Here is a 13,733-nt window from a genome sequence, read left to right as displayed (position 1 = left end):
ATCGTCAGCGGTTCAGAAACTGGCCGGCGCGCAGGCCCGGCCACTGCGCGCGGCCTCGCGAACCGCCTCGACCAGCGCCAGGGTGCGAGCGGCGTCGGTGGCATCCATCAATGGCGCTTCCTCGCCCCGCGCGACCCGGACGAAGTGCTCTAGCTGGCGTTGCAGGGGATCGCCTGTCGCCACGGCCTCCTCGCTGGCCGCCAGCGGGTCGTGCCAGCCCTGCCGGGCCTCGGCGTAGCTCCAGCGGCGGAGCTGGGGAAGGCTCAGGGCACCCTCGGTGCCGGCCAGCAGGTAGCAGGGTTGCTCGGCCTGGCGCGGATAGACCGGGTTCTCCCCGGCTGCCAGCTCCCAGCTCCAGGGCGCCGCCGCAGCGTCGCAACCGGTCAGGCTGCCCAGGGCGCCATTGGCGAAGCGCAGGAGCAGCGCGATGTTGTCTTCGTTGGGCAGGCCACGGATAGCGTTGCCGGCCAGCGCCTGCACCTCCCGCACTTCCCCGCACAGGTGGCGGAGCAGGTCGAGGTCATGGATCAGGTTGGTCAGCAACATTCCCGCGCCGGGCTCGCGACGCCAGGCCACCTCGAAATAACTGTCGGGCTTCTTCAACTGCCAGAGCGCGGTGACCGACAGCAACCGACCGAGCGCGCCCTCGGCGATCAATTGGCGCGCCCGCACGACCAGCGGATTGTGCCGACGATGGTGACCGACCAGCAGCGGAACGCCAGATCGCCGGGCGACGGCCACCAGCTCGCTCACTTCGTCGAGCTGCACGCCGACCGGTTTTTCCAGCAGCAGCGGCACCCCGGCGGCGAGGCAGTCGAGGGCGGTGGCGACATGCAGGTTGTTCGGATTGGCGACGATCGCCGCTTGCGGCCGGGCTTCTTCCAGCAACCTCCGATGATCGCCGAACCAGGGCACGCCGGTGTCCGCGGCGAACGCCTGGCCCTGGGGATCGGCCACCGCACACAGGCGCGCGCCGGCGATTCGCTGCAAGCGGTGGTAATGCTGGCGGCCCATATTGCCGGCGCCGATGAGGGCGATGCGAAGCGGTGCGTCCAAGGCGGTCCCCAATCGTTGTTTTCTTGTTCGCTTCAAGATTCCAGAACGTCGTTCCAGATTTAGCGAGGGAGATTATTTGAACGAGTGGCTGGCCCCGCGCAAGAGCGCTTCGAGACGGCACTACCGCCGGGGCATCCATGGAAGTGCGGAAAGGCCCGCCGCATGCGGGCTCGTGACAGGCAAGAAAGCGTTCGCTATTCGAACGCTGATGTCGGGAAAGGACTGGGGCCGGGCCGGATGGCTCAGCGGAACAGCTCGGACGCCTGGCTGGCGTGGGACAGGTCCTGCGCCGCGGCCAGGAGCAGGGGCGCCAGTTCGTGCATGCGCGCCTCGCCGAAGCGTGCGCTCGGCCCGGCCACGCTGAGCACGCCGAGAGCCCGTCCGTCCTCGGGGTGGCGCACCAGTGCGGCCATCGCCGCCATGCCCGGCGCCGAGCATTCGATCTGCCAGGCATAGCCGTGCTCGCGGGCGCGCTTCAGGTAGCGCAGCAGCTCGCTCCTGGAGCGCGGCGCGTTGGGACCGAAGTCCCGCGCCGCCCCTACGCCCTGGCGCTCCACCAGCGCCAGCGCCGCCTTGTCGCTCAGGCTGGCCAGCCAGGCGTGCCCGGATGCGGTGTAGAACAGCGGCGCCTCGCGCCCCATGTCGGGGTCGTAGCGTAGCCCGGAGGTGGCGCCCTGGGACTTGGCGATCCAGGTCTGGCGATCGCCTTCGATCACCCCCAGGCGCACCAGTTCGCCGGTCTCCCGGGCGAGCCCGTCGAGCACCGGCTGGACCAGGTCGACCACCCCGCTGGAAGCGAGGAAGCGGAAGCCCAGCGCGGCCAGGCGGGTGCTGAGGCGGTAGCGGCTGGTGTCGTCGTCCTGGCGCACGTAACCGAGCCGGATCAGCTCGGCGAGCATGCGGTGCGCGGCGCTCTTGGGGATATCCAGGCGGTCCGCCAGTTGTTGCAGGGGCAGGCCACGGGCATCGCTGGCGAGGAGTTCGAGCAAGCCGAGGGCGCGTTCGATGAGGCTACCGGCCATGGAGGGGCGTTCCTGAGTCGAGGAAAGGCAGGATTCTAGAATCTGGTTCCGGATTTTCACAGCCTGGCGAAGGTCGAGATTTCACAGGGTTTCGTTCGATCAGCGAACCGATAAACGATTATCGGATTGCCACTCCCCATGGCCCTCCGTAATGTGTCTGCACCCCGGCAGGCCGAGCGCCTCCGCTACAAAAACAACAGGGGAATCCCGACATGCCGCAGCACGCCTTGCCTTCCGCCGCCTGCACCTGAGCCACGCGTCCGACCCTCGTCCCACGCCCTCACTCTCGCCGCGGAACCCGTCCCATGAACAGCCCCAGCCTGCCCGCCGTCGAACGACTCGACGTGCAAGCCTTCATCAATGCCCAGCCGCTTTCGCCGTACCAATGGCGGATCGTCCTGCTGTGCTTCCTGATCGTCTTCCTCGATGGCCTCGACACCGCCGCGATGGGCTTCATCGCTCCGGCGCTGACCCAGGACTGGGGCATCGACCGCGCCAGCCTCGGGCCGGTGATGAGCGCCGCGCTGATCGGCATGGTCTTCGGCGCCCTCGGCTCCGGACCGCTGGCCGACCGCTACGGACGCAAGCTGGTATTGGTCGCGGCGGTCTTCCTCTTCGGCCTGTTCAGCCTGGCCTCGGCCTACAGCACCAACGTCGAGCAACTGCTGGCGCTGCGCTTCCTCACCGGCCTCGGCCTCGGCGCGGCGATGCCCAACGCCACCACCCTGCTTTCCGAATACACCCCCGAGCGCCTCAAGTCGCTGCTGGTGACCAGCATGTTCTGTGGCTTCAACCTGGGCATGGCCTGCGGCGGATTCGTCTCGGCGAAGCTGATCCCGCTGTTCGGCTGGCACAGCCTGCTGCTGCTCGGCGGCCTGCTACCGCTGGTCCTGGCGGTAGTCCTGCTGTTCCGCCTGCCGGAATCGGCGCGCTACCTGGTGGTGCGCAACCGCGGCAGCGAGCGGGTACGCCAGGTGCTGGCCCCCATCGCCCCGGCGCAGGTGGCGCTGGCACGGAGTTTCCACGTCCCCGAGCAGCAGACGGTGCAGGCCCGCAACGTGTTCGCGGTGATCTTTTCCGGTACCTACAGCGCCGGCACCCTGCTGCTCTGGCTGACCTACTTCATGGGCCTGGTGATCGTCTACCTGCTCACCAGCTGGCTGCCGACCCTGATGCGCGATAGCGGCGCGAGCCTGGAGCAGGCGGCGTTCATCGGCGCGCTGTTCCAGTTCGGCGGGGTGCTCAGCGCCGTAGCGGTGGGCTGGGCGATGGATCGCTTCAACCCGCACAAGGTGATCGGCCTGTTCTACCTGCTGGCGGGGGTGTTCGCCTGGTGCGTCGGCCAGAGCCTCGGCCAGGTCACCCTGCTGGCGACCCTGGTGCTGCTGGCCGGCATGTGCATCAACGGCGCGCAGTCGGCGATGCCGTCGCTGGCGGCGCGCTTCTATCCGACCCAGGGGCGGGCCACGGGGGTCTCCTGGATGCTCGGTATCGGCCGCTTCGGCGCCATCCTCGGCGCCTGGATCGGCGCCACCCTGCTGGGCCTGGGCTGGAACTTCGAACAGGTGCTGACCGCCCTGGTGCTGCCGGCTGCACTGGCCACCGCCGCGGTGCTGCTGAAGGGGTTGGTCAGTCACGCGGATGCGGGGTGAAACTGCCCCATCGCGTAGGACGCATAACCGCTTGCGGTTATCCGCCGTCGGGCTTCGGTGTATCGGCGGATAACGCCGGTGGCGTTATCCGCCCTACCCCAGGGTTGGCGGCATCGCGTAGGGCGACGGCGCTTCGCTTCAGAAGGTGAATTCCATATTCAACGTCGGCGTCGAGGTGCGGCTGCCGGTGCCACCGTCGACGCCGAACTTGTTGTGCCAATACTCGTAGCCGACGCCGAGCCACAGGTTCGGCTGGCGCTTGTCGCCTGGCAGGGCGGCGACCATCAGGGCGGTGCGGACCAGGGTTTCCGCCGCGGTGTCCTTGTCGTTGTAGTCCTCGCCCTTCTCTCCCACGTAGTTGACGAAGCCCTGGAACTTCGCCGCATGGTTGCCGACCTTGAACGGCCGCATCCAGGTCAGGTTGAGCATGTAGGTGGTGTCGAAGGTGTGGTCGGGATGGCGCGCGCCGGGCACGCCGAAGTGGTTCTTCTCGCGGTAGTAGAGCAGGCTCAGGTCGAGCACGCCGGGACCGTTGAACTTGAGGGTCGGGCCGAACACCAGGGCGCGCTTCTTGGCCGAAGCCAGGTTGTTGTTGCGGCTGGCGTCGAAGCCCAGGGTGAAGGCGTAGTCCTTGACCAGGCCGGTGCCCAGCGGCCGGTCGAACACCCGCGAAGCGTAGAGCTGGTGGCGGTAGACCGCATAGACTTCGCTGCCACCATGGTCGGTGCCCTTGCGCGGGTCGCGGTTGTCGGAAAGGAACACATCGAGATTGAAGAAATTGCTGCCGTAGCGATAGCCGTCGGCGTGGGTGAAGCTGTAGATGCGCTTGGCGAACTTGTCCGGGTTGTTCGGGTTGGTGAATTGCTGGCCGTAACGGAAACCGACGCTGTTGCTCATCCATTCCAGCGCCATGCTCTCCCCGGCGCCGACGAGCGCGATCAGGGCGGCGGCGCCCTGCATCATCTTCTTCATGCTGTGTGTCCTGCTGGTTGCTTTGTTGTTCTTGTGGCGACTCAGCCCCCGGTTTCGCGCCGGGGTCGCGGGGCAGTATCGGCACTTCGCCGCGCTGACCAAAGAACAGAATATCGAACATGCCGATGCCGAAACGGCATCAGCGGACGGGCAAGCTCGGGCAAGCCGTCTGGCATCGGCGCGAGCGCCGCTCAGGCCTCGTTCAGGCGCGCTTCCTCGCGCTCGCGCAGGCGCACTTCCTCGGCGATCTGCCGGGCCAGGGCGTCCACCGCCACCGGCAGGTAACGGCCGGTACGCACGTAGAGGCCGAGGTCGCTGTGGATGCCGCCATTGTCTTTCAGCGGCAGGAAACGCAGCTCGCCCTGGGCGATGTCGGCCTCGATCCCCAGGCGGGTCTGGAAGGCGACGCCGAGCCCGCGCCGCGCCAGTTGTCGCGACAGCTCCAGGGAGCTGCTCTCCAGCACCGCCCGGCGCGGTTCGCGCAAACGGCGCTGGAGCGGCGCCAGCAGGTGATGGATGGACAGCTCGCTCTTGGCCATGATCAGGCCATGTTCGACGCAATCGGCGAAGGCGATGGCCTGGTGTCGCGCCAACGGGTGCTGCGGGGAGACGATGGCACCGAGGCGGAAATGGCCGACGCTGACCTGTTGCAGGTCGGCGCTGCGCGGCAGGGCGAAGGCCAGGCCGAGGTCGACCGCGCCACTGCTCACCGCCTCGGGTATCGCCTGGGAACCGAGCAGGGTGACGCCGACGGTGATGTCCGGGTAGCGTTCGCGCATCGCCTTGAGCACGCAGGGCAGCAGGTCGCTGGTCACCGCTTCGATGGTGGCGATCTCCACATGGCCGGTGCGCAGGCCTTGCAGCGCGTCCAGTTCGGAACGCACGCGCTCCATGTCCTGCAGGACCACGGTGACGTGGCGCGCGAAGATCTCCCCGGCTCCGGTCAGGCGCAGGCCGCCGGGCAGGCGGTCGAACAGCGGCGCGCCGATCTCGTCCTCCAGCTTGAGGATCTGCCGGTTCACCGCCGACGAGGCGACGTTCAGGCGCCGCGCGGCTTCGCGGATCGAATGGCAGCGGCGAACCATGTCGAAGTAGTGGATCGCGGGCGCGTGGATATGCAGCTTGCGGCTCATGGCGGACCGAAGGGATGACGGAGCTGTCGACCTTCCGGGAAACGCCGGCGATTGGCAAGGGGAAGCGCCGCCTTGCCGGCCCACGCGCAGGACGGATAACCGCCGTTGGCCCTCGGGGTATCGGCGGATAACGCCTGCGACGCCATTCGCCCTACCGCTAGCGCCGCCGGCGACCTACCGGGACGCCTGCTGCGACTCCACGCCAAGCTCGTCCCACACCGATTCGGCGAGGTGGAAGGTCGCGTTGGCCGCGGGAATACCGCAGTAGATGGCGCTCTGCATGATCACTTCCTTGATCTCGTCGCGGCTCACCCCGTTGTTCTTCGCCGCGCGCAGATGCAGCTTGAGTTCCTCGTTGCGGTTCATGCCGATCAGCATGGCGATGGTGACCAGGCTGCGGGTGTGTCGCGGCAGCCCCGGACGGGTCCAGATGTCGCCCCAGGCGTGGCGGGTGATCATTTCCTGGAACTCTTCGTTGAACGGCGTCAGGTTGGCCAGGCTGCGCTCGACATGGGCGTCGCCGAGCACCGCGCGGCGCACTTGCATGCCGGCTTCGTAGCGTTGTTTCTCGTCCATCGGCGGCTCCTCAGGCGGACAGCAGGAAATCGACCAGGCGGCGGCTGAAGGCGTCGCCCGCTTCGACGTTGGACAGGTGCGCGGCGGCGAACTCGACCAACTGCGCGTCGGCGATGCGCGCCTGCATGAAGCGGGCGTTGTCCGGAGTGGTCACGGCATCGTGGCTGCCGGCGACGATCAGCGTCGGCGCCTGGACCAGCCCGAGCTGCTCGCGGAAATCGGCGTCGCGTACCGCAGCGCAGTTGGCCGCGTAGCCCTGCGGCGAGGTGGCCGCGAGCATCGCGACGATGCGCTCGACCTGCGCCGGCTCGCGCTCGGCGAAGTCCGCGGTGAACCAGCGCGCCACCGAGGCGTCGCGCAGGTCACGCATGGCCTGCTCGCCGCCTTTCAGGACGGTATCGATGCGGGTGTTCCAGACCTCGTCGCTGGCAATCTTCGCCGCGGTGTTGCACAGCACCAGCCGGCCGAGCCGCTCGCCGGCGTGGATGCCCAGCCACTGGCCGATCAGGCCGCCCATGGACAGCCCGCAGAAATGCACGCGCGGCAGCTCGAGGGCATCGAGCAGGGCAAGCACGTCGGCGCCGAGCTGGCCGATGGCGTACGGTCCGGGGGTGACCAGCGAGGCGCCGTGGCCGCGGGTGTCGTAGCGCAGCACGCGGAAATGGGCGGTGAGTGCGGGGATCTGCGTGTCCCACATGCCCAGGTCGGTGCCCAGCGAGTTTGACAACAGCAGGACCGGCGCGCCGGCCGGTCCTTCCAGGGAGTAGTTCAGGTCGCCGTCGGCGAGGCGTACGGTTGGCACGAAGGGATCTCCAGTCAGGCGGGATGGGGTTCGAGGCCCAGGGCATGGTGTTCGGCGAGCGCGCGCTCGACCCAGGCGCGGGCCTGGCCGAGGTAATGGGCGGGATCGAGCAGGCGGTCCAGTTCGTCGCCGGACAACTCGGCGCTCACCCGCGCCTCTTCGCCGAGCACCGCGCGCAACTCGCGGCGCTGCTCGACGGCGCGGCGGCAGCACTGTTCCACCAGATGGTGCGCGGCTTCGCGGCCGATACGGCGGGCCAGGGCGATGCTCACCGCCTCGGCGAGCACCAGGCCGTGGGTCAGGCCAAGGTTGCGGCGCATCCGCTGGGCGTCCACCTCCAGGCCTTCGAGCAGGCCGATCGCCTGTTGCAGCGCGCCGGCAACCAGGCAACAGAGTTCCGGCAGGGTTTCCCACTCGGCGTGCCAGAGACCGAGGCTGCGCTCGTGTTCCTGCGGCATCGCCGCGAACAGGGTCGAGACCAGCCCCGGCGCACGGGTGGCGGCGGCGATCAGCACCGCGCTGCTCACCGGGTTGCGCTTGTGCGGCATGGTCGAGGAACCGCCGCGCCCGGCGCCGGCCGGCTCGAAGACCTCGCCGGCCTCGGTCTGCGTCAGCAGGCTGACATCGCGACCGAACTTGCCGAGGCTACCGGCCACCAGGCCGAGCACGCTGGCGAATTCCACCAGGCGGTCGCGCTGGGTGTGCCAGGGTTGTTCGGGCAAAGCCAGGCCCAGCTCCTCGGCCAGCGCCGCGGCCACCGGCAGGGCCTGTTCGCCGAGCGCGGCGAGCGTCCCCGAGGCGCCACCGAATTGCAGCACCAGCAGGCGCGGGCGCAACTCGCGCAGGCGCTGGCGGTGCCGGGTCAAGGCACCGAGCAGGCCGGCGAGCTTCATGCCCAGGGTCACCGGGGTGGCGTGCTGCAACCAGGTGCGCCCGGCCAGCGGCGTGTCGGCATGCCGTTCGGCCTGGTCCGCCAGGACCTCGGCAAGACGTTGCAGATCCTGCTCGAGCAAGGCCAGCGCACGGCGCAGTTGCAGCACCAGGCCGCTGTCCATGGCGTCCTGGCTGGTGGCGCCGAGATGCACGTAGCGCTCGGCCTCGGCGTCGCCAGCCGCCACCTGGCGGCCCAGCGCCTTGACCAGCGGGATCGCCGAGTTGCCGGCAGTGGCGACCGCCTCGGCCAGCGCCAGCGGGTCGTACAGTTCGGCGCGGCAGGCCGCCTCGATCGGCGCCACCGCCGTCGCGGGAACCACCCCGGTGCGCGCCTCGGCGCGGGCCAGGGCGGCCTCGAAGTCGAGCATGCCTTGCAGGCGGCCGCGGTCGGAGAACACCGCGCGCATCGGCGCCGCCGTGAAATAGGCATCGAACAACTGGTTGGCGGGTACGTCGCTCATCGGTTTTCCTTTTCCCGGCCCGTCAGGGCTCGTCGTTCAGGTAGCTGACCTTGCGCAGGTCCGGCAGGCTCACGCAGACCAGCAGCGCCAGCAGGCACATGGCTGAAACATACCAGTAGAAGACGTTCTCCATCCCTACCGACTTCAGCCCCAGGGCGACGTACTCGGCCGAGCCGCCGAAGATCGCGTTGCCCACCGCGTAGGACACTCCGACGCCGAGGGCGCGCACCTCCGGCGGGAACATCTCGGCCTTGATCAGGCCGCTGATGGAGGTGTACAGGCTGACGATGGCCAGCGCCAGGATGATCAGGAAGAAGGCCATGTAGGGACTGCTCACGGTCTTCAGCGCGAGCAGGATCGGCAGGGTGCAGAGCGTGCCCAGGGTGCCGAACCAGAGCATCGAGGTCTTGCGCCCGATGCGATCGGAAAGCATGCCGAACAGCGGTTGCATCAGCATGTACGCCAGCAGGGCGAAGGTCATCACCGCGCTGGCGGTCTTGGCGCTCATCCCGGCGGTGTTGACCAGGTACTTCTGCATGTAGGTGGTGAAGGTGTAGAAGATCAGCGAGCCGCCGGCGGTGAAGCCGAGCACGGTGAAGAAGGCCCGCTTGTGCTTGAACAGCTCGGCGAAGGTGCCGGATTCCTTGCGCTCCAGGGTCGACTTCGAAGCGGTCTCGTTCAGCGAGCGCCGCAGCCAGAGGGCGATCACCGCGGTGATCGCGCCGATCACGAAGGGAATCCGCCAGCCCCAGGCGCGCAGTTCGTCTTCGCTCAGCAACTGCTGCAGGATCACCACCACCAGCACCGCCAGCAACTGTCCGCCGATCAGGGTGACGTACTGGAACGAGGCGAAGAAGCCGCGCTGGCCCTTGAGCGCCACCTCGCTCATGTAGGTCGCACTGGTGCCGTACTCGCCGCCCACCGACAGGCCCTGGAACATCCGCGCCAGCAACAGCAGGGCCGGCGCCAGGGTGCCGATGCTGGCGTAGGTGGGCATGCAGGCGATCGCCAGGGAGCCGGCGCACATCATCACCACCGAGATCAGCATGGCGGTCTTGCGCCCGTGCTTGTCGGCGATGCGGCCGAACATCCAGCCGCCGATGGGGCGCATGAGGAAGCCGGCGGCGAAGACCCCGGCGGTGTTCAGCAACTGCACCGTGGGGTTGTCGGAGGGGAAGAAGGCCGGTGCGAAGTAGATCGCGCAGAAGGCGTAGACGTAGAAGTCGAACCATTCCACGAGGTTGCCGGAGGAGGCGCCGACGATGGCGAAGATGCGCTTGCGGCGTTCTTCGTTGCTGTACTGGTGAACAGGGGCAGTCATGCTGTTGTTCTCTCGACAGGGTCCGTTTCATCCTGACCGTGCGACGGAGCGTCCTGTTCCGCTGCACACGCGCCGCGCCGCCGCCGAAACATGGGCAGCGCCGCGCGACGCGCGCTCTTGATACCGGGCGGGCGACCCGGTTGTGCCAGTCAGACCCGCTCGATGGCCAGCGCCAGGCCTTGGCCGACGCCTACGCACATGGTCGCCAGGCCGCGCCGGCCGCCGCTCTTCTCAAGTTGATGGAGCGCGGTGAGGACCAGCCGCGCACCGCTCATCCCCAGCGGGTGGCCGAGGGCGATGGCACCGCCGTTCGGGTTGACCTTCTCACTGTCGTCGGCCAAGCCCAGTTCGCGCAGGCAGGCCAGGCCCTGGCTGGCGAAGGCTTCGTTGAGTTCGATCACGTCGAAGGCGTCGATCGCCAGGTCCAGGCGCCGCAGCAGCTTGCGCACCGCCGGCACCGGGCCGATGCCCATGATCCGTGGGGCGACGCCGGCGCTGGCCATGCCCAGCACCCGCGCGCGCGGAGTCAGGCCGTGCTTCTCCACTGCCTCGGCGGAGGCCAGGACCAGCGCGGCGGCGCCGTCGTTGACCCCGGACGCGTTGCCGGCGGTGACGGTCTTCTCCGGCCCGTTGACCGGCTTGAGCCGGGCCAGCGCCTCCAGGGTGGTGTCGGGACGCGGATGCTCGTCGTGCTCGACCAGGGTGTCGCCCTTGCGCCCGCGAATCGTCACCGGGACGATTTCCTCGGCGAAGAAACCGGCCTCCTGCGCCCTGCCGGCGCGCTGCTGGCTGCGCAGGGCGAAGGCATCCTGGTCGGCACGCGACACGCGATAGTCGTCGGCGACGTTGTCGGCGGTCTGCGGCATCGGGTCGATGCCGTACTGCTCCTTCATCAGCGGATTGACGAAGCGCCAGCCGATGGTGGTGTCCTCGATCTTCTGGCCGCGCCCGAAGGCGCTATCGGCCTTGCCCATCACGTACGGCGCGCGCGACATCGACTCGACGCCGCCGGCGATGGCCAGCTCCATCTCGCCGCAGGCGATGGCGCGGAACGCCGTGCCGATGGCGTCCATCCCCGAGGCGCAGAGGCGGTTGAGGGTGACGCCGGGCACGCTCTCCGGCAAACCGGCCAGCAGCAGCGCCATGCGCGCCACGTTACGGTTGTCCTCGCCGGCCTGGTTGGCGCAGCCGAGGAACACCTCGTCCAACGCCGACCAGTCGACCCCCGGGTTGCGCTCGACCAGGGCCTTCAGCGGCACCGCCGCGAGGTCGTCGGCGCGCACCGCGGAAAGACTGCCGCCGAAACGGCCGATCGGCGTGCGCACGGCATCGCAGATGAATACCTCGCGGCTCATTCGTCGCTCCCCTTCTGTCCATGGGCGGCCGCGGTGCGCGCCTCGAGGTCGCGCAGCGCGGCGAGTTCGACCTCGCTCGGCGCGGGCGTCTCGGCGACCCGCTCAGCGAAGCGGATCGCCCAGCCGGTGGCCTCGACCACCTGCTCGCGGGTCACGCCCGGATGCAGCGAAGTGACCACGAACTCGTTGCTGCCGGCTTCCGGCTCCATGATGCACAGGTCGGTGATGATCGCCACCGGCCCCTTGCCCGGCAGGCCCAGGCGCTGGCGCGAGTCGCCGCCCTCGCCATGGCCGACCGAGGTGACGAAGGCCAGCTTGTCGACGAAGGTGCGGTGCGACTGCTTGAGGATGATCAGCACTTCCTTGGCGCTGCCGGCGATTTCCGGCGCGCCGCCGGCTCCCGGCAGGCGCACCTTGGGCTGGCGGTAGTCGCCGATCACGGTGGTGTTGATGTTGCCGAAGCGGTCGACCTGGGCCGCGCCGAGGAAGCCGACGTCGATCCGTCCGCCCTGCAGCCAGTAGCGGAAGATCTCGCCGGTGGGGACCACGGTATCGGCGGTCTCGGCCAACTCGCCGTCGCCGATGGACAGCGGCAGGACGCTGGGCTTGGCGCCGATCGGCCCGGACTCGTAGATCAGCACGACGTCCGGCGAGGAAGTCAGGCGCGCCAGGTTGGCGGCCTTCGACGGCAGGCCGATGCCGACGAAGCACACCGCGCCGTTGTGCAGGCGGCGGGCGGCGGCCACGGTCATCATCTCGTTGGTGCTGTAGCTGCTCATCGCTTGCCCTCCGCGAGCTTGGCCTGGAAGGCGCCGAAATCCTCGGTCCCCCGGATGTATTCGTCGATCCACGCGGTGAAGCTTTCGCGGTCGCGGGCGATCGGGTCCCAGTCCTGGTAGAAGCGGTTGTCGCGCTCGTAGTAGCCGTGGGCATAGGACGGATGCGCGCCGCCGGGCACCAGGCACACGGCGCTGAGCGCCCAGCTCGGCAGGACGCAGGCGTTCATCGGGGCGTCCAGTTCGTCGACGATCTCCTCGACGGTGACGATGCAGCGCTTCGCCGCCAGGGCCGCTTCCTTCTGCACGCCGAGGATGCCCCAGAGCAGCACGTTGCCCTTGCGGTCGGCCTTCTGCGCGTGGATCACGCTGACGTCCGGGCGCACCGAGGGCACCGCCGCCAGCACTTCGCCGGTGAACGGGCAGGTGACGCTGCGGATCAGCGGGTTGACCTTCGGCAGGTCGGAGCCGGCGTAGGCGCGCAGCACTGCGAAGGGCAGCCCGGAGGCGCCGGCGACATAGGCGTTGGCGAGGTCGGCGTGGCTGTGTTCCTCGATCTCCAGCGGTTGCGGCCAGCCCTTCTCCACCGCGTCGCGCAGGCGGTGCAGCGAACCGACGCCGGGGTTGCCGCCCCAGGAGAACACCAGCTTCTTCGCGCAGCCTGCACCGATCAGCAGGTCGTAGACCAGGTCGGGAGTCATGCGGATCAGCGTCAGGTCTTTCCTGCCCTGGCGGATCAGCTCGTGGCCGGCGGCCGTCGGGATCAGGTGAGTGAAGCCTTCGAGGGCGACGCTGTCGCCATCGTGGACGAAGCGTCGCACCGCTTCGCGCAGGGAGAGGATTTCAGCCATCGGTCGGGTCTCGTCTTGTTGTGCGCTGCCTGGACGGCACGTGACGAGAACCTTACGCCGGGGTCCGAGGGCTCACAATCCGATAATCGATTAACAGTTCGATAATCGAACAGAACGTTAGCAAGCATCCGATCGACCGAAGCCGTCGCCTCATTCGTCGCTGTGGATCACCACCAGCAATTCCGCCTGGGTCTCCCCCAGGGAGCGGATGCGGTGCGGCTTCTGTGCGTTGAAATGCAGGGCGTCGCCGCGCTCGAGGATGATCCGCTGGTTCATGAAGTCGACCTCGACCTGGCCCTCATGGACGAAGATGAACTCTTCGCCGAGGTGCTCCTTGAACGTCGAGTGACTGAAATCGCGCGGGGGGTGGACGATGAACGGCAACAGCGCGCGGGCGCCGATCTGCTGCGCGAGGGAGGCGTAGGCCGGGCCGTCGTCGCCGCTGGACAGCGACTTGCGCTGGTCGCGACGAACGATGCTGTAGCCGTCGACACCGTCGCTTTCCTCGGAGAACAGCTCCTCCACCTGCACGTTCAACGCCTTCGCCAGCTTCAGCGCGGCGGCAATGGACGGCGTGTTCAGCCCGCGCTCGACCTTGGACAGGTAGCTCTTGGTCAGGCCGGTCTTCTCAGCCAGGGTCTCCAGCGTGACCCCGAGTTTTTTTCTCAGCAATTTCAAGCGCATGGACATTGAGGACAGCCTTCTCCCGATGGCGATGAAACTTTTCTCTTGCTAATGACACTTTGTGTCATATAACTTGATCCGTGTCATTTACAGCCGGGTCGTTGCGTGGCGCGCAACTGCCTGGCGTTTCCCCCGACTC

General features: G+C 68.3%; 13 protein-coding genes. 1 reads left to right on the top strand and 12 read right to left on the bottom strand.

Annotated features, from left to right (window positions below; all coding sequences use genetic code 11):
- Nucleotides 1-12: 12 nt before the first annotated feature.
- On the bottom strand, nucleotides 13-1,056 hold the full coding sequence (locus LJF27_RS16775; protein ID WP_023117245.1) for a Gfo/Idh/MocA family protein: 1,044 nt from the start codon (nucleotides 1,054-1,056) through the stop codon (nucleotides 13-15).
- Nucleotides 1,057-1,298: 242 nt separating this feature from the next.
- Nucleotides 1,299-2,078: an IclR family transcriptional regulator gene (locus tag LJF27_RS16770; protein ID WP_003101874.1), complete on the bottom strand. Its 780-nt coding sequence runs from the start codon at nucleotides 2,076-2,078 to the stop codon at nucleotides 1,299-1,301.
- A 305-nt stretch (nucleotides 2,079-2,383) separates the two neighbouring features.
- Between LJF27_RS16770 and LJF27_RS16765 the strand changes: the two genes are divergently transcribed.
- Entirely contained in the window at nucleotides 2,384-3,730 is a 1,347-nt protein-coding gene (locus LJF27_RS16765) for a 4-hydroxybenzoate transporter PcaK (protein WP_003101875.1), read from the top strand.
- A gap of 138 nt (nucleotides 3,731-3,868) precedes the next feature.
- Here LJF27_RS16765 and LJF27_RS16760 read toward each other — a convergent pair whose 3' ends face one another.
- The 10 genes from LJF27_RS16760 to LJF27_RS16715 all read right to left on the bottom strand — a co-directional run bounded on the left by LJF27_RS16760 (nucleotide 3,869) and on the right by LJF27_RS16715 (nucleotide 13,600).
- The gene (locus LJF27_RS16760) at nucleotides 3,869-4,702 is read right to left on the bottom strand and encodes a hypothetical protein (protein ID WP_003101885.1); all 834 of its coding nucleotides are present in this window, start codon (nucleotides 4,700-4,702) and stop codon (nucleotides 3,869-3,871) included.
- A gap of 191 nt (nucleotides 4,703-4,893) precedes the next feature.
- On the bottom strand, nucleotides 4,894-5,835 hold the full coding sequence (locus LJF27_RS16755) for a LysR family transcriptional regulator (protein WP_003084073.1): 942 nt from the start codon (nucleotides 5,833-5,835) through the stop codon (nucleotides 4,894-4,896).
- Nucleotides 5,836-6,009: 174 nt separating this feature from the next.
- Nucleotides 6,010-6,411, bottom strand: a complete 402-nt coding sequence (pcaC, locus tag LJF27_RS16750) for a 4-carboxymuconolactone decarboxylase (protein WP_003084072.1) — start codon at nucleotides 6,409-6,411, stop codon at nucleotides 6,010-6,012.
- 10 nt (nucleotides 6,412-6,421) lie between these two features.
- Complete coding sequence (gene pcaD / locus LJF27_RS16745; protein ID WP_023117246.1) at nucleotides 6,422-7,213, bottom strand: 3-oxoadipate enol-lactonase; 792 nt, start codon at nucleotides 7,211-7,213, stop codon at nucleotides 6,422-6,424.
- 14 nt (nucleotides 7,214-7,227) lie between these two features.
- Nucleotides 7,228-8,607, bottom strand: a complete 1,380-nt coding sequence (locus LJF27_RS16740; RefSeq protein ID WP_023117247.1) for a 3-carboxy-cis,cis-muconate cycloisomerase — start codon at nucleotides 8,605-8,607, stop codon at nucleotides 7,228-7,230.
- Between the two features lie 22 nt (nucleotides 8,608-8,629).
- Entirely contained in the window at nucleotides 8,630-9,928 is a 1,299-nt protein-coding gene (locus tag LJF27_RS16735; protein WP_003101889.1) for an MFS family transporter, read from the bottom strand.
- Nucleotides 9,929-10,077: 149 nt separating this feature from the next.
- Complete coding sequence (gene pcaF / locus LJF27_RS16730; protein WP_023102780.1) at nucleotides 10,078-11,283, bottom strand: 3-oxoadipyl-CoA thiolase; 1,206 nt, start codon at nucleotides 11,281-11,283, stop codon at nucleotides 10,078-10,080.
- A complete protein-coding gene (locus tag LJF27_RS16725) occupies nucleotides 11,280-12,062 on the bottom strand; it encodes a CoA-transferase subunit beta (protein WP_003084062.1) in 783 nt (260 codons plus the stop codon). The genes pcaF and LJF27_RS16725 overlap by 4 nt, the downstream gene beginning before the upstream one ends.
- Entirely contained in the window at nucleotides 12,059-12,910 is an 852-nt protein-coding gene (locus tag LJF27_RS16720) for a CoA transferase subunit A (RefSeq protein ID WP_003084060.1), read from the bottom strand. Before LJF27_RS16720 ends, LJF27_RS16725 begins: the two co-directional genes overlap by 4 nt.
- Before the next feature lie 150 nt (nucleotides 12,911-13,060).
- Complete coding sequence (locus LJF27_RS16715; protein ID WP_003112674.1) at nucleotides 13,061-13,600, bottom strand: helix-turn-helix domain-containing protein; 540 nt, start codon at nucleotides 13,598-13,600, stop codon at nucleotides 13,061-13,063.
- Nucleotides 13,601-13,733: the final 133 nt, after the last annotated feature.

Source organism: Pseudomonas sp. 203-8, from assembly GCF_020708595.1.
In the GTDB taxonomy this organism is placed as follows: domain Bacteria; phylum Pseudomonadota; class Gammaproteobacteria; order Pseudomonadales; family Pseudomonadaceae; genus Pseudomonas; species Pseudomonas aeruginosa.
Note: the sequence above shows the minus strand (reverse complement) of the source record. Positions and strands in the feature narration are given on the sequence as shown.